This is a genomic window from Mesorhizobium sp. BR1-1-15 (genome assembly GCF_020165475.1).
In the GTDB taxonomy this organism is placed as follows: Bacteria; Pseudomonadota; Alphaproteobacteria; order Rhizobiales; family Rhizobiaceae; genus Mesorhizobium.
The window spans coordinates 447626-464912 of record NZ_JAIUIF010000004.1; the positions used below are offsets into that span (position 1 = coordinate 447626).

Annotated in this window: 15 protein-coding genes; 10 read left to right on the forward strand and 5 right to left on the reverse strand. The window is 64.4% G+C overall.

Annotated elements, in window-relative coordinates:
- Window positions 1–207 precede the first annotated feature (207 nt).
- From LB541_RS10640 to LB541_RS10650, 3 genes are read right to left on the reverse strand one after another with little or no spacing between them, the layout of a single operon-like run.
- On the reverse strand, window positions 208–1788 hold the full coding sequence (locus LB541_RS10640) for a 5-guanidino-2-oxopentanoate decarboxylase (protein WP_224618337.1): 1581 nt from the start codon (window positions 1786–1788) through the stop codon (window positions 208–210).
- Window positions 1788–2459 (reverse strand): TetR family transcriptional regulator C-terminal domain-containing protein, encoded by a 672-nt coding sequence (locus tag LB541_RS10645; protein WP_140497252.1) that lies wholly within the window; start codon window positions 2457–2459, stop codon window positions 1788–1790. The genes LB541_RS10640 and LB541_RS10645 overlap by 1 nt, the downstream gene beginning before the upstream one ends.
- Complete coding sequence (locus tag LB541_RS10650; protein WP_140497254.1) at window positions 2429–3301, reverse strand: dimethylarginine dimethylaminohydrolase family protein; 873 nt, start codon at window positions 3299–3301, stop codon at window positions 2429–2431. Before LB541_RS10650 ends, LB541_RS10645 begins: the two co-directional genes overlap by 31 nt.
- 211 nt (window positions 3302–3512) lie before the next feature.
- Here LB541_RS10650 and LB541_RS10655 point away from each other — a divergent pair, with 211 nt between their 5' ends.
- The 7 genes from LB541_RS10655 to LB541_RS10685 all read left to right on the forward strand — a co-directional run bounded on the left by LB541_RS10655 (window position 3513) and on the right by LB541_RS10685 (window position 9788).
- The gene (locus tag LB541_RS10655; RefSeq protein WP_140497256.1) at window positions 3513–4328 is read left to right on the forward strand and encodes an ABC transporter ATP-binding protein; all 816 of its coding nucleotides are present in this window, start codon (window positions 3513–3515) and stop codon (window positions 4326–4328) included.
- A gap of 53 nt (window positions 4329–4381) precedes the next feature.
- A complete protein-coding gene (locus tag LB541_RS10660) occupies window positions 4382–5182 on the forward strand; it encodes a transporter substrate-binding domain-containing protein (protein WP_140880599.1) in 801 nt (266 codons plus the stop codon).
- A gap of 260 nt (window positions 5183–5442) precedes the next feature.
- Window positions 5443–6108 carry an ABC transporter permease gene (locus tag LB541_RS10665; protein ID WP_140556911.1) on the forward strand — a complete coding sequence of 222 codons (666 nt, stop codon included), beginning with the start codon at window positions 5443–5445 and terminating at the stop codon, window positions 6106–6108.
- The gene (locus tag LB541_RS10670) at window positions 6108–6917 is read left to right on the forward strand and encodes an ABC transporter permease (protein WP_224618339.1); all 810 of its coding nucleotides are present in this window, start codon (window positions 6108–6110) and stop codon (window positions 6915–6917) included. Before LB541_RS10665 ends, LB541_RS10670 begins: the two co-directional genes overlap by 1 nt.
- A 96-nt stretch (window positions 6918–7013) precedes the next feature.
- Window positions 7014–8015 carry an Ldh family oxidoreductase gene (locus LB541_RS10675; protein ID WP_140497264.1) on the forward strand — a complete coding sequence of 334 codons (1002 nt, stop codon included), beginning with the start codon at window positions 7014–7016 and terminating at the stop codon, window positions 8013–8015.
- Between the two features lie 238 nt (window positions 8016–8253).
- On the forward strand, window positions 8254–8535 hold the full coding sequence (locus LB541_RS10680; RefSeq protein ID WP_140512869.1) for a hypothetical protein: 282 nt from the start codon (window positions 8254–8256) through the stop codon (window positions 8533–8535).
- Between the two features lie 278 nt (window positions 8536–8813).
- The gene (locus LB541_RS10685; protein ID WP_224618341.1) at window positions 8814–9788 is read left to right on the forward strand and encodes a complex I NDUFA9 subunit family protein; all 975 of its coding nucleotides are present in this window, start codon (window positions 8814–8816) and stop codon (window positions 9786–9788) included.
- Between the two features lie 21 nt (window positions 9789–9809).
- Here the strand turns inward: LB541_RS10685 and LB541_RS10690 are convergent, their stop codons facing one another.
- The gene (locus LB541_RS10690) at window positions 9810–11180 is read right to left on the reverse strand and encodes a cytochrome P450 (protein ID WP_140564984.1); all 1371 of its coding nucleotides are present in this window, start codon (window positions 11178–11180) and stop codon (window positions 9810–9812) included.
- A 231-nt stretch (window positions 11181–11411) separates the two neighbouring features.
- On the opposite strand from LB541_RS10690, the gene LB541_RS10695 reads away from it, so the two are divergent.
- The 3 genes from LB541_RS10695 (at window position 11412) to LB541_RS10705 (ending at window position 15944) form a co-directional block, all read left to right on the forward strand.
- Window positions 11412–11981 (forward strand): NADPH-dependent FMN reductase, encoded by a 570-nt coding sequence (locus LB541_RS10695; RefSeq protein ID WP_224618343.1) that lies wholly within the window; start codon window positions 11412–11414, stop codon window positions 11979–11981.
- A gap of 346 nt (window positions 11982–12327) precedes the next feature.
- On the forward strand, window positions 12328–14799 hold the full coding sequence (gene gyrB / locus LB541_RS10700; protein WP_140512864.1) for a DNA topoisomerase (ATP-hydrolyzing) subunit B: 2472 nt from the start codon (window positions 12328–12330) through the stop codon (window positions 14797–14799).
- A 227-nt stretch (window positions 14800–15026) separates the two neighbouring features.
- Entirely contained in the window at window positions 15027–15944 is a 918-nt protein-coding gene (locus LB541_RS10705; protein ID WP_140580584.1) for a hypothetical protein, read from the forward strand.
- A 68-nt stretch (window positions 15945–16012) separates the two neighbouring features.
- Here the strand turns inward: LB541_RS10705 and LB541_RS10710 are convergent.
- A partial coding sequence (locus LB541_RS10710; RefSeq protein ID WP_224618345.1) for an NAD(P)(+) transhydrogenase (Re/Si-specific) subunit beta occupies window positions 16013–17287 on the reverse strand: 1275 nt, incomplete at its 5' end.

Below are 17287 nucleotides of genomic sequence, written 5' to 3' on the forward strand. Positions count from 1 at the left end.
ACCGCTCCTGTCTTTTTTTGATTATGTCGCTTGTTTCGCCGCGCCGACGCGAAGCGTCGCGCCTTTCGTGCGATCACTCAATTGATATCTCGACATGGCAGCCGTCGCGTCTTTGCATGTGTCGGGCAGCGGCGACTGTTGCCGCGCAAAAGCCAAGCCGGCGAATGACCACGATGCAGGTAGGAAAATCGACGCCGGCGTGAAGCTTCAATCGACCGTGATTTCGATGACGCGCGGCAACCCCGTTGCCCGGGCGCGCTTCAGCGCGAGTGGCAAGGCGCCGGTATCGGCGATCCGTTCGGCGCCGATGCCATAGGCCTCGGCCAGTTTGCAGAAATCCGGCGGTGCCGGGGACACGCCGACGGGTTCCACGCCGACGTCGAGCATCGAAGTCTCGATCTCGCGATAGCCCCTGTTATTCCAGACGACGAAGATAACGGGTGCCGCGGCATCAAGCGCCGCGCCAAGCTCGGGTAAGGTGAACTGGAAGCCACCGTCGCCGGTGAGGCAAACGACGGGCGCGTCGGGCATGGCGAGCGCCGCGCCCACCGCCGCCGGCGGGCCGTAGCCCAGCGCGCCGAAGCCGGTGGCGGCGTTGAACCAGCCGCCCGGCCGGTCGTGATCGTAATAGAGGTTGGCGGCGTAGACGGGCTGGGTGGAGTCGCCGACGATGATCGCGCCCGGCAGGGCGTCGCGGATGGCTTCCACCGCATGGACCTGCGCCGTATGGACGGGGGTCAGTTCGGCGCGAGCCGCCTTTCGCGCCGCCGCGGCGCGGTTCTTCCCGTCCTGCCTGCCCGCGTCGACCGAGCCGAGCGCGGCAAGCAAGGCTTCGATCGCCTCGGCGCAGTCGGCCTGGATGGCCACCGTCGCCGTACGGCGCGCCAGCTGATCGGCGCCGATGTCGATGCGGATCAGATTGGCCGGCAGGACAAATCCGCCATCGCCATAGCCGTCATAATCGGTCGGGCCGAACTCGGTGCCGGCGGCAATGACCAGATCGGCCTCGCCCATCAGCGCGCGGACGGCTTTCAGGCTGGGACTGGCCGGTACGCAGAGCGGATGGCGGTGGAGCAGGCCGCGCGCATTGGTCGTCTCGACGACCGGCGCGTCCAGCCTTTCGGCCAGGCGCCGCAGCGCATCCTCGGCACGCTTGGCGCCGCCGCCGGCCAGGATGAGCGGGAGCCTAGCCGCCGCACAAAGGTTGGCCGCCGCGGCGATGGCCGTCGCCCCGGCAGCCGGTGGCGCGGCGTTGCTCAGCACCGCCGCGATCCCATCGGCAGGCTTGACCATGACGTCGGTCGGAATCTCGATATGCACCGGGCCCGGTCGCGATGAGGAAAACAGCGCGAAGGCACGGGCGAGCGCGCCCGGCAGTTCGCTGGCCTCGGTGATGCGTTGCGAAAACAGCACCACCTTTTCCATCATGCCGCGCTGGTCCGGCAGTTCGTGCAGGAAGCCCAGGCCCTTGCCTAGCGTCGGCGTGGCGTTGACGCCCGAGATCACCAGCATCGGCACCGAATCGGCGCGCGCCTGCCCCATGGCGGTGATGGTGTTGGTCAGCCCCGGGCCGGTGATGACGAAGGCGACCCCCGGCCGGCCGCCGGCGCGCGCATAGCCGTCGGCCATGAAGCCCGCGCCCTGCTCGTGGCGCGGCGTGACATGGCGGATCCTCGAACGCGCCAACCCGCGATAAAGCTCGACCGTGTGGACGCCGGGAATACCGAACACGGTGTCGACGCCATGCGCCTCGAGCAGTGAAATCAACGCTTCGCCAATGGTGGTCATTAGTGTTCTCCCCTTTCCGGCTCGAGGCCGAGCTCGGCTTCGACAGCCTTGATCCCAATCGCCGCCAATTCGCCGGGCGAGAACATCTCGCCGGCCAGGCAGCCTTCGATCCAGAGTCCGTCGATGATCGCGTTGATCGCGATGGCATGGTGGCGCAACTGGCTTGCGTCCGGCTTGCACTGTTCGGCGGCGAGCACTTCGGCCACAACCGCCTCCACCTCGTTGCGAAAGCCGAGATAGCCTTCGCGGTGGGCACGGGCCAGGGTCGGATCCGCACCGGCGCGGCCGATGAAGGTTGCCCAGAGCGAAAAAACCCGCGCGTCGATGATCGGCGCGTTGAGGTTGGCGGTGACGAAAGCCGCAAGGCGTTGCCGCGGCGAGGCATCTTCCATGACCAATGCTGCTTTCGCCTGCTCGGTCATGCGGCCGACCAGTGCCGTATAGGCCTCCTGCAGCAGTTCTTCCTTGCCGGGGAAATAGTGCCGGATCAGCCCCGCGGTGACGCCGGCACGCAATGCGATGGTGCGCAAGGTGGCGCCCTGCAGCCCATGTTCGGCCACGCTGTCCAGAGTCGCCTCGATCAGATCCTGCCGCCGCCGCTCCTCGCCCTCGCGACGAAACTTGCGGCGGGATGGCGCATTCATTGGCGCAGGATCGGCCGCGTCAGGCATGTCGGCCCACCTTCGCAGGCGATGCAGAGCGCATCCGCCTCGAAGACTTCAACCATGCAGCCCGCGGCCTCCATCGCGGCCTTGGTCTTGGGAAAGCCTGCAACGGCAATGACCTTGAGCGGGCTAGTCGGCAGTACGTTAAGGCTGAGGCCGTTGGAAGCAGCGAACTCCTCGGCATCGCCTTCGACCAGCCGGATGCCGCGTGCCTTCAGCATTTGATAGAACGGGGCCGGCAAAAGCGGCGAATAAACCAGCGCGAGGTCGTCGGCCAACGGGCTGATCACCGACATCAGGTGCAGGCACGCCTCTTCGCCCTGCCACAGCGGCAGATCAAAGCCGTAGACGGAAACGCCCAGCGGCGTCAGCAGGTTGGAAACCTGCTGGATGCCTTCCTGGTTGGAGCGGACACCGCGCCCGATCGCCAGCGTGCGGGCGTCCACCCAGACACAATCACCGCCTTCGACCTGACCAGGAGCCTCGACGCGGCCGAGGATCGGAATGCCCAGCCTTGTGTAGGTTTCCTCATGCAGCGAGGGCTCCCTGGCGCGTAGTGGCTTACCCATGGACAGGATCAGCGCGCCGCGACCGGTCATCAGCGATGGGTCGTGCGTGAACACCGAATCCGAAAGTCCGTCGGCCTTGTCTTCGACCCATTCGATTTCAGCGCCGGAAGCCGCTACCAACTCAGCAAGGGCCGCGTGCTGCGAGGCAGCTTTCGCCGGATTGAACCCCGGGCCATAGTGCCAGGCAGATCTGTCGGCGTCGCGCATGGCGTTGGCCGCCGACCGCATCAGCACGCGCCGCAGCGTCGCCGCCATGGACTGTGATCCGAAAGCGCTCATCGGTGCCCTTTTTAGCTGAAAAAAATCGAGAAAATTTCATGACAGGCTATTTATACACTTGCACAACAAGGCCGCAAGTGCCGTAATGAGCGGGATTGACGGGCTCGCGCAGTTGGGTCCATGCTGAAGTCTGGAGCGGGGCAGTACAGCGTATGTTGATTAGCCGGGTAGACGTTCGACGAGCTGCCAATGACTACACGGAGGTCACCTGTTGAGCACGGCGGGAGTTGCCGCAGCCCCATCCGGTGAGGCGCAAAATGGCGCCGCCGAAGCCATCCACGTCGAGAACCTGCACAAGAAATTCGGTGAGCTGCACGTGCTGAAGGGCGTCTCGCTGTCGGCGCGCGACGGCGAGGTCATCGCCATCATCGGCGGTTCGGGCTCAGGCAAATCGACGCTGTTGCGCTGCATCAACTGCCTGGAGAATCCGACCAGCGGCATCATTCGCGTCAATGGCGAGGAGATCAAGCTGAAGGCGGACAGCCACGGCCATACCGTGCCGGCCGACCGCAGGCAGATCGAACGCATCCGCTCCAAGCTCGGCATGGTGTTCCAGAATTTCAATCTGTGGAGCCACATGACGCTGATCGAGAACGTCATCGAGGTTCCCGTGCATGTGCTGGGCGTCAAGCGCGACGCGGCGATCGCCCAGGCCGAAAAACTGCTCGTCCGCGTCGGCCTCGCCGAAAAGCGGGATGTCTATCCGGCCTACCTGTCGGGCGGCCAGCAGCAGCGCGCCGCGATCGCTCGCGCATTGGCGATCAATCCGCGCGTCATGCTGTTCGACGAACCGACCTCGGCGCTCGACCCCGAACTGGTCGGCGAGGTGCTTAGAGTGATCGGCGATCTGGCGCGCGAAGGCCGCACCATGGTGCTGGTCACCCACGAGATGAAGTTCGCGCGCGAGGTCGCGACGCATGTCGTCTATCTCTACAATGGACTGGTCGAGGAGGAAGGCCCGCCGGAGCAGATCTTCGGCGCGCCCAGATCCGAAAGGCTCAAGCAATTCATTCGCAACATCGGCTAGCAAACCGAGGGCGGAAGAAAACCGGGAACCAACAACAAACTGGGAGTCGTGAAATGAAGACTGTTCTGAAGACGTTCGCCGCAGCGCTGCTGCTCGGCGTCGCCGCCATGGGCGTAGCCAAGGCCGATCCGGTCAAGATCGGCATCGCCGCCGAGCCGTATCCGCCGTTCACCTCGCCGGATGCTTCGGGCAAATGGGTCGGCTGGGAGATCGAGTTCATCGACGCCGTCTGCGCCGAGGAGAAGCTCGACTGCGTCATCACGCCCGTCGCCTGGGACGGCATCATCCCGGCGCTGACCACCAAGAAGATCGACCTTATCGTCTCTTCGATGTCGATCACCGACGAACGCAAGAAGACGATCGACTTCTCGGATAAGTACTACAACACGCCGACGGCGATCATCGGACCGAAGGACCAGAAATTCGGCTCCGCGCCGGACGATCTCAAGGGCAAGATCCTGGGCGTCCAGGTATCGACCGTGCATGCCGTCTACGCCAAGAAGCATTTCGGCGCCACGGCATCCGAGATCAAGGAGTACCAGACGCAGGACGAGGCCAACAACGACCTTGCCGCCGGCCGCCTCGATGCGGTGCAGGCCGATTCCATCGCGCTTGGCGAGTTCCTCAAGACCGACCAGGGCAAGGCCTGCTGCGACCTGAAGGGCATGGTGGCTCCGGATGACGAAGTGCTCGGACCGGGCGTCGGCGCCGGCGTGCGCAAGGAAGACACCGAGCTGAAGGAAAAGATCAACGCCGGCATCAAGGCGATCCGCGCCAATGGCAAGTATGACGAGATCTCGAAGAAATACTTCGATTTCGACATATATGGCGGCAGCGGCCCCCAGTCGAACTGACGTGGCGATGCCACGCAGCCGGACTGACGTGGCGGTGCCACGCAGTCGGACTGACGACCATCGCATGGGCTGGAAGACAAGGCGCTGACGCCAAGTCCTCCAACCCGACCTTTCCCACGCACCCTTGCCGCCGGCGGCTTGCGCCGGCGGATTGAGCCAGCAATCCGGGGGCGAAGCTGATCGATTCATTTCTTCCGGCCTCTGCGGCCGGCATCATCGAACTCCTGTCGCCCGCGCCCGTCGGCTGGGGCGGGACGCTCATGCTTGGGCTGCTGCATTCGCTTGAGATCGCCGTCGGCGCCACGATCGTCGGACTGTTGATCGGAACCGGCGGCGCCTATGGCAAGCTTTATGGCGGCCCCGTGGTGCGCGACCTGCTGGCGGTCTACACGACCATCGTGCGCGCGGTACCGGAACTGGTGCTGATCCTGCTCCTCTACTACGCCGGTACCGACCTGATAAACCAGATGCTGACCGCCATGGGCTATCAGCGCGTCGACATCAGCGGGCTGGTGGCCGGCATCGCGGTGCTCGGTTTCGTCCAGGGTGCCTACTCGACCGAGGTCATACGCGGCGCAATCCTTGCCGTCCCACAAGGCCAGATCGAGGCCGCCCGCGCTTACGGCATGTCTCCCGGCCTTCTCTTGCGGCGCATCACGTTGCCGGCAATGCTGCCCTTCGCCATTCCAGGTCTCGCCAATCTGTGGCTGATCGCCACCAAGGATACGGCGCTGCTGGCCGTGGTCGGCTTCTTCGAATTGACGTTGGCGACGCGGCAGGCGGCGGGCGTCACCAAGGCCTATCTGATATTCTATCTCGCGGCCGGCATGCTCTATCTGGCCGTGACGCTGTTTTCGAACCTCATTCTTGGTCGCGTCGAGAAATGGGCGCGGCGCGGCATGCCTTCGATCAAGGAAGCACACTGATGGCGAGCGAAGCGGCCATCATCAACAGCGCGGCTCGCGCCTCGCTCTGGCTGCAACCGCATCGCATCGTGCTGATCCTGATTGCGCTGGGGCTGGTGCTGTCCGCTGCGTTCTTCATGCGCTGGGACTGGCTGCCGCAATATTACGGCCTGGCCCTGCTCGGCATCTGGCGCGCGCTGTGGATCCTGGCCGTCACCTGTCTGTTGGGCTTCCTGATCGCCGTGCCGGTCGGATTGGCACAGGCTGGCGGCCCGATCTGGTTCGCGGCGCCGGCGAAGGTCTTCTGCACCATCATCAGGGGAACGCCGCTGCTGTTACAGCTGTGGCTGCTTTACTACGGGCTGGGTTCGTTGTTTCCGCAATATCCGTGGATCCGGGAATCCTGGATGTGGCCCTATCTCAGGCAGGCATGGCCTTACGCCGTCCTGGCGCTGACGCTCTCGTTCGCGGGTTACGAGGGCGAAGTGATGCGCGGCGCCTTTGCCGGCGTGCCGAAGGGGCAGCTCGAAGCCGCACGTGCGTTCGGCATGAGCCGCTGGAAGATCTTCCGGCGTATCTGGCTGCCGCAGGCCTTCTACCGGGCGCTGCCGACGCTGACGGGGGAAACCGTGCTGCAGTTGAAATCGACGCCGCTGGTGGCTACCATCAGCGTCATCGACATCTTCGCCGTTTCGTCGAAGGTCAGACAGGACACTTACCTCACCTATGAGCCCTTGCTGCTGCTTGCCTTGATCTATATGGCGATCACCGGCATTCTGGTCTTCGCCTTCGGCAGGATCGAGGCGCGGATTCCGAACAAGATCGGCTAGGGACCTAGTGAGTAGGGGTTAGTGAGTAGGAAGTGGCTAGTCGCCACTACCCATTGCTGACTACTCACTACTCACCACTCACTAAAGGCAGTCGCCATGCAACTCAGTCTCGAACAGGCAACCGGGCTGTGCCGCATGGCGGCGCTGGGTGCGGGCGCCAACGAGGAAGCGGCGCAATCGCTCACCGCCTCGATCATATCGGCCGAGGCGGAAGGACTCTCGACCGTCGGGCTGTCGCATTTCATCGACTATCTCGAAGCGCTGGAGGCCGGCCGCATCGACGGCAATGCCGAGCCGGTGATCACCCGGCCGGCGCTAGCAGTCTATCTTTCCGATGCGCAAGGCGGGCTGGCGCATACCGGCTTCGACCGCACGCTCGACGAGCTCGCCAAGGCGGCAAGACTGTTCGGCGTCGCCATCTTTTCGCAGAAGAATGCCTATACATGCGGCGCCCTCGGCTACTTTACCGGAAGGCTGGCAGCGCAGGGGCTAGTCTCCTTCGCCGCCACCAACGGTCCCGCCGTGCTTGCCGGTTCGGGCTCGGTCAAGCCGGTCTATTGCACCAACCCGATGTCCTTCGCCGCACCCGCCGCCGACGGTCCGCCGCTGGTCATCGACCAGTCGTCGAGCGCCACCGCCTTCGTCAATATCCGCAAGGCGGCCGAGGACGGCAAGAAGATCCCCGAAGGCTGGGCGCTCGATGCCAGCGGCAATCCCACTACAGATCCGGCCGCAGCCATGAAGGGGGCCATGCTCGCCTTCGGTGGCCAGCGCGGCGCCAACATCGCGCTGATGGTCGAGGTGCTGGCGGCGGGTCTGTCGGGGGCAAACTGGTCGCTCGATGCGCCCTGGTTCACCGGCGGCCCGGACAATCCCGGCACCGGCCTGTTCGTGCTGGCCGTCGAGCCCAAGCTGCTCGATCCGGATTTCGAGCAGCGGATGAAGGATCAGCTCGACCGGCTGCGCCGGCGCTACGGCGTGCACATACCGGGCCGCTCCCGGGCCGAGGCGGCGGAGAAGGCCGCGGCACGGGGCATCAAGGTCTCCAAGGCCGTGGTGCAGCGCATTTCCGAATTCGCCGAGCGCTATTCGGCCTGAAATAAATTCTTCTTTTCAGCTCATCAGCCGCCGGCGCCTGCCCGCGGCATGGCCATGCGTGTTTTTTTCGCGCGCGGTCTGAACCTTTTCGAGCGTCGGGGCGACCAATGCCTGTCCAGGGCAGGATGAGCTTGCCCGATTCAGACCGGGGGAACAGCAAGTCACATCGAAACCTGCTCCACGCCAAGGCATGCCCTTCGCGTCCCGGAAAGCCCAACCTCAATGAAAGGATACCACCATGACCAGCACCAAGACAACCATTCTGACCGCAGTCCTTCTCCTCGGCTCGTTCATGGGCGCGACCCAGGCGGCCAACCTGAAGGCCGCGCCGGTCAAGCCGTCCAGTCCAGGCGTCATTGCCGCGCCGGGCGGCGGCGCTACCGAGGACCACTATTGCAAGAACGGTCACGCGAAATTCGCCAGTTGCAGCGCCGATTTCATCGCGGCCTGCAAGAAGGTCGGTGGCACCATGTCGGATGTCCAGGGCTGGGGTGGGCGTACTTGCTTCACGCCCTCCTGATACCGTCTCAGGTCAGGCCGCTCCGTTGGCCCCTGGCTTCGCATGGATGTCATCCGGAAAACCCCGCCTCGGCGGGGTTTTCTGCGTCATCCAAGGCGTTCTGAAGCGCTTTTGTCCCGACGCAATTCCCAAGCTCTTTTCCTGGGAAAGCCGCTTCACACTTTTCCTGGAATTGCTCTGAGAACCAGGGCGGCAGCGACGACGCGTCACCCTTTGCGTTTGACGCGAAACGGATTATGAAACGGCTTCAGCCAAGCTTTCGAGCGCCGGAGCCAGCCATGACCGAAATCCTGCAGACCCCCAAGCTCGTCGTCATTTTCGGCGGGTCGGGCTTTGTCGGCCGCCACGTGGTGCGGGCCTTGGCCAAGCGCGGCTATCGCATCAGGGTCGCCTGCCGCCGGCCCGATCTCGCCGGCCATTTGCAGCCGCTCGGCAATGTCGGCCAGATCCAGCCCGTGCAGGCCAATGTGCGCGTGCGCTGGTCGGTCGACCGCGCCGTGCAGGGCGCCGATCATGTCGTCAACCTGGTTGCCGTGCTGCATGAGAGCGGCCGACAGAAATTCACGGCCGTGCACGAATTCGGCGCTCGCGCGGTGGCCGAAGCGGCACGCGCAGCGGGCGCCGGCCTGACCCATATTTCGGCCCTGGGCGCCGACCTGGAAGCCGCATCCAACTATGCACGCACCAAGGCGCTTGGTGAAAAGGCCGTTCTGGAGACGATCAAGGACGCCGTGATCCTGCGGCCGTCGATCAATTTCGGACCGGAAGATAGTTTCTTCAACCGCTTCGCCAACATGGCGCGTTATTCGCCGGCACTGCCGCTGATCGGCGGCGGCCATACCAAGTTCCAGCTGGTCTATGTCGGCGACGTCGCCGAAGCGGTGGCGCGCTCGGTCGATGGCAAGGTCAAGGGCGGTCATATCTACGAGCTTGGCGGCCCGCAGGTGCTTACTTTCAAGGAAAGCATGCAGGAAATGCTCGCGGTGATCGAGCGCAAGCGCCTGCTGGTTCCGGTGCCGTGGTGGGTGGCGAACCTGCAGGCGTCGATCCTGGGCCTCTTGCCCAACCCGCTGCTGACCAAGGACCAGGTGCTGCAATTGCGCGAGCATAATGTCGTGTCGGAGGAGGCCGCCAGGGCCAACCGCACGCTTGCCGGCCTCGGCATCCAGCCGCAGGCGCTCGGCACGATCCTGCCAAGCTATCTCTGGCGTTTTCGCGCGGCCGGCCAGTTCCAGCGCAAACCGGCGGTCTGAACATAGGCCGACGGCGGGCGATTACAGGCGCGAAGTGATCCGCATGGGCAGCCCGCCTTGCGGCTGGGTGGTCAGCTTCTGGACCGGCCACGGCCTGGTTTGCGCGATGGAATCGAAGCGGAAACGCGACAGCAGGACGGCGAGCGCGATGATCGCTTCCTGCATGGCGAAGCTGGCGCCGATGCAGACGCGCGGCCCGGCGCCGAACGGCAGATACTGAAAGCGGTCGATCTTTTCGCGGTTGCCCGGATGGAACCGCTCCGGCATGAACGCGTCCGGCCTGTCCCACAGCTTCCTGTGACGGTGGACGACCCAAGGCATGACCAGCACGGCCGCGCGCCCCGGGATGTGGAGATCCCTCCAGTTCTCCGGCTCGATCGGCTCGCGGTTGATCGACGGCGCCGGCGGATAGAGCCTGAGCGCCTCGTCGAAGGCGGCGCGGGTGAGCGGCATGGCGTCCAGCCATCTGGTCGGATCGGGCTCGCGCGCCAGCACGGCATCGATCTCGCGCTCGATCTTTTCCCGCTCCCATGGCGCCTCGGCCAGGCAATAGAGCGTCCAGCCCAAGGCTCGCGCCGTGGTCTCATGGCCGGCACCGATGAAGGTGATGATGTTGTCCTCGACTTCCGAGCGTGTCAGCCCGTCCGGCCCCTCGGCCTTGAGCAGGAGGGTCAGGAAATCCTGCGGCACGGCATCGGCATCGCGCCTGAGTTTCTGTTCGCGTATCTTGACCGTATTGCTGACGATCTTGCGGAAATAGGCCATGGTCTTGCGGCCGCGGATGCGGGTAAGCCGTGGCAGCCATTCGGGCGCGCGCAGCAGGTCTAGCGGATCGACGCGGCCCATGGTCTCGAACAGCCGGTCGATCTCCTTGGCGAAACTGCCCGGCTCCCCCGCGATTTCCCCGGAGAACAGCGTCTCGGCCAGGATGTCGTAGGTCAGCAGCGTCATGTCGTGGGCAATGTCGGAGGTGCCGCCATCCTCGTAACGGGAGGCGAATTCAAGCGTGCGCTTGAGCATCGGCCCCGCGAAACCAAAGATGTGACGCGGCGTGAACACCGGCGCCATCGCCTTGCGCGAACGCTTCCAGACCTCGCCTTCGGCCGTCAGCAAGCCGTCGCGCAGGATCGGCCGCAGGATGAGCTGGCGCACCGTCGCCATCTTGTAGTTCCTGGCATTGTCGACCAGGACATGGCGAATGAGGCCCGGGTCGTTGGCGATGACCAGCGGTCCGCCGACGCCGTTCACCGAGATCCAGGGCTCGTTGTAGGTCGGCTCTCCCCACAGTTCGAGCGGGTTGCGGTAGACGATGCGCATCATCTCCAGCGTCGAGGGCGGCGATGTGCGCGGCCTCGGCGCCGGTGGAACGAAGGGGGCGGGCTGAGTGTCCATGGCTGCTCCGCTGGCAAGCGCGTCGCGCTAGTCCTTGCCTCCGTTCGATGTAGTGACTGACGCACGGCGCGTCCATGTGGCCTGACGGTAAAAGCCCGTGCCCCGACGGGACGGAGCGATGCTCCCATCATCTGATTGTGACCGCTCGCCAAACGGCGCCGTCTTGTCCATGACGGCGCTCTGCCGTAGGTCACAGTCACCAACAGATACCGTCAATCGAAGGAGCCCGCCTTGAAGCACCAGTTGAACATCATCATCGGCAGCACCCGGCCGGGCCGGGCCGGGCCGGTTTTCGCGCACTGGCTGGAGCGGTTCGCGCGCGAGCACGGCAAGTTCGAACCGGTGCTGACCGACATCGCCGCCTTCGATCTGCCGGTGCTGGACGAGCCGCACCATCCCAGGCTCGGCAGCTACCTGAACGATCATACCAAGGCCTGGTCGAAGGCCGTCGATGCCGCCGACGCTTTCGTCTTCGTGGCACCGGAATATAATTACTTCGTCGCACCGGCCATCGTGAACGCGATCGACTATCTCTCGCGCGAATGGAAATACAAGCCCGCCGCCATCTTCAGCTATGGCGGCGTTTCCGGTGGCCTGCGCGCGGCACAGGCGCTCAAGCCGCTGCTGACCTCCGTCGGCGTCATGCCGGTTCCGGAAGGCATCGCGCTGCCGCTGTACCAGAAGCTGCTGGGGACCGACGGCTCCTTCGAAGCGAGCGAGCAGGTGCAGGGCGGGGCAAGAACCATGCTGGAGGAGTTGCTGCGCTGGAGCGAGGCGCTGAAGCCGATGCGCGCCGGCTGATGCAAGCCGGCTCGCCCGCGCCGTAGACAGGCGGAATGTCGGCAAACGACCGAACCGTGGGCGGTTCGGCCTGCGTTTGCCATGCGCTTTGCTGCTGATGCTTTTGATGGCCGCCATCGCGGCAGCCGGCGCCAAGATAGAAGTTCACGATCAAAATTCCTGCGCGACCGGCTGGCTAAGGTCAAAGCCTCTCGCCAATAGCTGGCCGACGGTGCGCTTTTCCGCCCGGAAATGCCTGCAAACCTTGGAAAAACCACCTTTAACGCCTATATCTAGGCAATATTGAAAGCGCGATTCGGGGGCGATTTTTCGCGCTCCACCAGCCGCCTCTAGACAACAGGTTTTCATGAGCGACCAGACTGAGAACGCCAACGGCGCCGAAGCCGAATACGGCGCAGATTCCATCAAGGTTTTGAAGGGCTTGGATGCCGTCCGCAAACGGCCCGGCATGTATATCGGCGACACCGATGACGGTTCGGGCCTGCATCACATGGTCTATGAGGTCGTCGACAACGCCATCGACGAGGCACTGGCCGGTCATGCCGATCTCGTCACGGTGACGCTCAATCCCGACGGTTCGGTCACCGTCATCGACAATGGGCGCGGCATTCCCACCGATATCCATCCCAGCGAAGGCATTTCGGCAGCCGAAGTGATCATGACGCAGCTGCATGCCGGCGGCAAATTCGACCAGAACTCCTACAAAGTGTCCGGCGGCCTGCACGGCGTCGGCGTCTCTGTGGTCAACGCCCTGTCGGCCTGGCTGAAGCTCAAGATCCGCCGCAATGGCAAGATTTTCGAGATGAGCTTCACACACGGCAATGCCGACGCGCCGCTGAGCGTCACAGGCAGCTATGAACAGGACAAGCAGCCCGGCACCTATGAAGGCCGCAGCGGCAGCGAGATCACCTTCTTTCCGTCGTCCGAGACCTTCACGATGGTCGAATTCGATTTCGGCACGCTGGAGCATCGGCTGCGCGAGCTTGCGTTCCTGAATTCGGGCGTGCGCATCGTGCTGACCGACGCCCGCCACGCCGACGTCGTGCGGCATGAGCTGCACTATGATGGCGGCCTGGAGGAATTCGTCAAATATCTCGACCGGGTCAAGAAACCGCTGATCGACAAACCGATCGCCATCAGGGCCGAGCGCGACGGCATCACCGTCGAAGTGGCCATGTGGTGGAACGACAGCTACCACGAGAATGTGCTGGCCTTCACCAACAACATCCCGCAGCGCGACGGCGGCACCCATCTCGCCGGTTTTCGCGGCGCCCTGACGCGTCAGATCACCGGATATGGCGATTCCTCGGGCCTGACCAAGAAGGAAAAGGTCTCGCTGATCGGCGACGATTGCCGCGAGGGGCTGACGGCAGTGCTGTCGGTCAAGGTTCCCGACCCGAAATTCTCCTCGCAGACCAAGGACAAGCTGGTCTCCTCGGAAGTCCGGCCCGTGGTCGAAGGGCTGGTCAACGAGGCGCTCGGCACCTGGCTCGAAGAACATCCGAGCGAAGGCAAGGTCGTGGTCGAGAAGGTGATCCAGGCCGCGGCGGCGCGCGAGGCCGCGCGCAAGGCGCGCGACATCACCCGCAAGACCTCGCTGGGCGTCACCTCGCTGCCCGGCAAGCTTGCCGACTGTCAGGAACGCGATCCGGCGAAGTCCGAGATCTTCATCGTCGAGGGCGACTCGGCCGGTGGCTCCGCCAAGGGCGGCCGCTCGCGCCAGAACCAGGCCATCCTGCCGCTGCGCGGCAAGATCCTCAATGTCGAGCGCGCCCGCTTCGACCGCATGCTCAGTTCCGACATGATCGGCACGCTGATCACCGCGCTCGGCACCTCGATCGGCAAGGACGAATTCAACGCCGACAAGCTGCGCTACCACAAGATCATCCTGATGACCGACGCCGATGTCGACGGCGCGCATATCAGGACGTTGCTGCTCACCTTCTTCTTCCGGCAAATGCCGGAATTGATCGAACGCGGCCATCTCTATATCGCCCAGCCGCCGCTTTATAAGGTGACGCGCGGCAAGAGCTCGCAATACATCAAGAACGAAAGCGCGTTCGAGGAATTCCTGATCGGCTCGGGACTGGAAGAAGCCTCGCTCACGCTCGGCTCCGGCGAGGTTCGCGCCGGACAGGACCTGCGGGCGGCGATCGACGATGCGCTCGCGGTGCGCCAGCTGATCAACGGCCTGCACACGCGCTACAACAGAGGCGTCGTGGAGCAGGCGGCGATCGCCGGCGGGCTCAATGCCGACGTCGTCGCCGATCTTGGCCGCGCCAATGCGATGGCGGAGCGGATCGCGCAACGTCTCGACATCATTGCCGAGGACACCGAGCGCGGCTGGACCGGCCGGATGTCGACTTCGAATGAGGGTATCGGCGGCTATGTCTTCGAACGCACGGTGCGCAGCGTCAAGGAATACGCCCATCTCGATATGGCGCTGATCAATTCAGCCGATGCGCGACAGCTCGACCGCTACGCGCAGCGGCTCAGCGACGTCTATGGAGCGCCGCCCGTGCTGCGCCGCAAGGATGTTTCGGAACCCATCTCGGGACCGTTGGCACTGCTCAACGCGGTGTTCGCGACCGGCCGCAAGGGCCTGACCATGCAGCGCTACAAGGGCCTGGGCGAGATGAACGCCGAGCAGCTTTGGGAAACCACGCTCGATCCGAACGTGCGTTCGCTGCTGCAGGTCAAGGTAAACGACGCCACCGACGCCGACAGCCTGTTCTCGCGGCTGATGGGCGACGAGGTCGAGCCGCGGCGCGAGTTCATCCAGGACAACGCGCTGTCGGTGGCCAATCTGGACATTTAATCCGGAGTCATCCCGGGACCATTGGCGCGCGTCGGTCGCGCCAGTGTTTCCCTTGCGAGATTCATTCGAACCGCCGGAACGGAAGCTTCTTTCCAGCATTGTGACAGTATCGATCACAATTCCTGGCGAAGGAGGCTCCCATGGGACGCGGCATCTTGCTCTGGTTACTCGGGGTTCCAATCCCGATCATCCTTCTCATCATGCTTTTCGCGCGATAGGGGGCTGTCATGCAGTCCACCCTGTCGATCACGGATGATCCCGGCGCGGTGGAATCGTCCGCCACCGCTATCAGCTGGGGTCCGATCATCGCCGGTGCCTTCGCCGCCTCGACATTGACCTTCATCCTGATGCTGCTCGGCTCCGGCCTGGGGTTGAGCATGGTCTCGCCATGGTCGGGCTCAAGCGCCTCTATCACCAGCTTCGCGGTTTCGACCGCGGTCTGGCTGATCGTCGTGCAATGGCTGTCATCCGGCCTCGGTGGCTATCTTGCCGGCCGGCTGCGCACCAAATGGGTGGGCGTGCATACCGACGAGGTTTATTTCCGGGATACGGCTCATGGCTTCCTGGCATGGGCGCTGGCGACGCTGCTGGTCCTCGGCGTGCTCGGCTCGGCGCTGTCGGCGGCTGTGGGTTCCGGCGTCCAGGCTGTATCCAGCGTGGCCGCCGGCGCCGCCCAGGGCGCTTCGGCCGGTGCATCGGCCAATGCAGGCGGGGCATCGACGGACAATGCCACATCCTATCTGGTGGACTCGTTGTTCAGGCCGGCGGACGCGGCGAGACTGGCGGCAGCCAATCCGCAAAACGACGCGGCGGCGGCGGCGCAGGCATCGCGCATCCTGGTCGCCAGCGCTGCGGCTGGCGAGGTTTCGCCCGAGGACAAGACATACCTGTCGCAGCTGGTCGCGGCACGCACCGGCCTGTCGGAAGCAGACGCCAAGACGCGTGTCGATACGCTGCTGGCAAAGGCGCAGGACGCCAAGGCCAAGGCCCAGCAGGCGGCCGATACCGCCAGGAAGGCGAGCGCCACATTTGCGCTCCTCGGCGCCCTGTCGCTGGTCATCGGCGCCTTCATCGCCAGCGCCGCGGCCGCCCTCGGCGGCAGGCAGCGCGACGACGAGGAGGCTGTGTTCCTGACCAGCCGTTGAACATCGTCTGAAATCCGCATGAAGAAGCCCGGCGAGCCGGGCTTCTTCATGCGGACGATGTGACCGGGTCAGTGATCCATGGCCTTGACGATTTCCTCGGTCATCTTCTTGGCGTCGCCGAGCAGCATCATGGTGCCGTCCTTGTAGAACAGCGTGTTGTCGATGCCGGCATAGCCGGAGCCGAGCGAGCGCTTGACGAACAGGCAGGTGCGCGCCTTGTCGACGTCGAGGATCGGCATACCGTAAATAGGTGAGGACTTGTCATCCCGCGCGGACGGGTTGGTGACGTCGTTGGCGCCGATGACATAGGCGACGTCGGCCTGCGCGAATTCGGAATTGATGTCCTCGAGCTCGAACACTTCGTCGTAAGGCACGTTGGCTTCGGCCAAGAGCACGTTCATGTGGCCCGGCATGCGGCCGGCCACGGGGTGGATGGCGTATTTGACGTCGACGCCATTGGCCTTGAGCTTGTCGGCCATCTCGCGCAGTGCGTGCTGCGCCTGGGCGACGGCCATGCCGTAGCCCGGCACGATGATGACCTTCTGCGCGTTCATCATCAGATAGGCGGCATCATCGGCCGAGCCCTGCTTGACCGTGCGCTCGATCCCATCATCACCGCCCGCGGCCGCAGTCTCACCACCGAAGCCGCCGAGGATGACGGAGATGAAGGAGCGGTTCATGCCCTTGCACATGATGTAGGACAGGATGGCGCCCGACGAGCCGACCAGGGCGCCGGTGATGATCAGCGCCAGATTGCCGAGCGTGAAGCCCAGAGCCGCGGCCGCCCAACCCGAATAGGAGTTGAGCATCGACACCACGACCGGCATGTCGGCGCCGCCGATGGGGATGATGAGCAGCACGCCCAGCACCAGCGATGCGGCAACGATGAGCCAGAAGACGAGCTTCGATTCGGTGGTGACCAAAAGCACGATCAGCACGACCAAGGCGATGCCAAGCGCGATGTTGATGAAATGGCGGCCGCCGATCATGATCGGCTTGCCGGACATGCGCCCGTCAAGCTTCAGGAAGGCGATGACCGAGCCGGTGAAGGTGATGGCGCCGATGGCCACACCCAGGCTCATTTCGACCAGCGCCTGGGCGTGGATGTCGCCCGCCGTGCCGATGCCGAAGCTTTCCGGCGCATAGATGGCGGCGGCCGCCACCATCACGGCGGCAAGGCCGACGAGCGAGTGGAAGGCGGCGACCAGTTGCGGCATCGAGGTCATGGCGATGCGCCTGGCCGTGACGGCGCCGACGCCGCCGCCGATGGCAAGGCCGAGCACGATCAGGCCGAAGCGTCCGGCCGATGGCGTGGCCAGCGCCAGCGTGGTGGCGATGGCGAT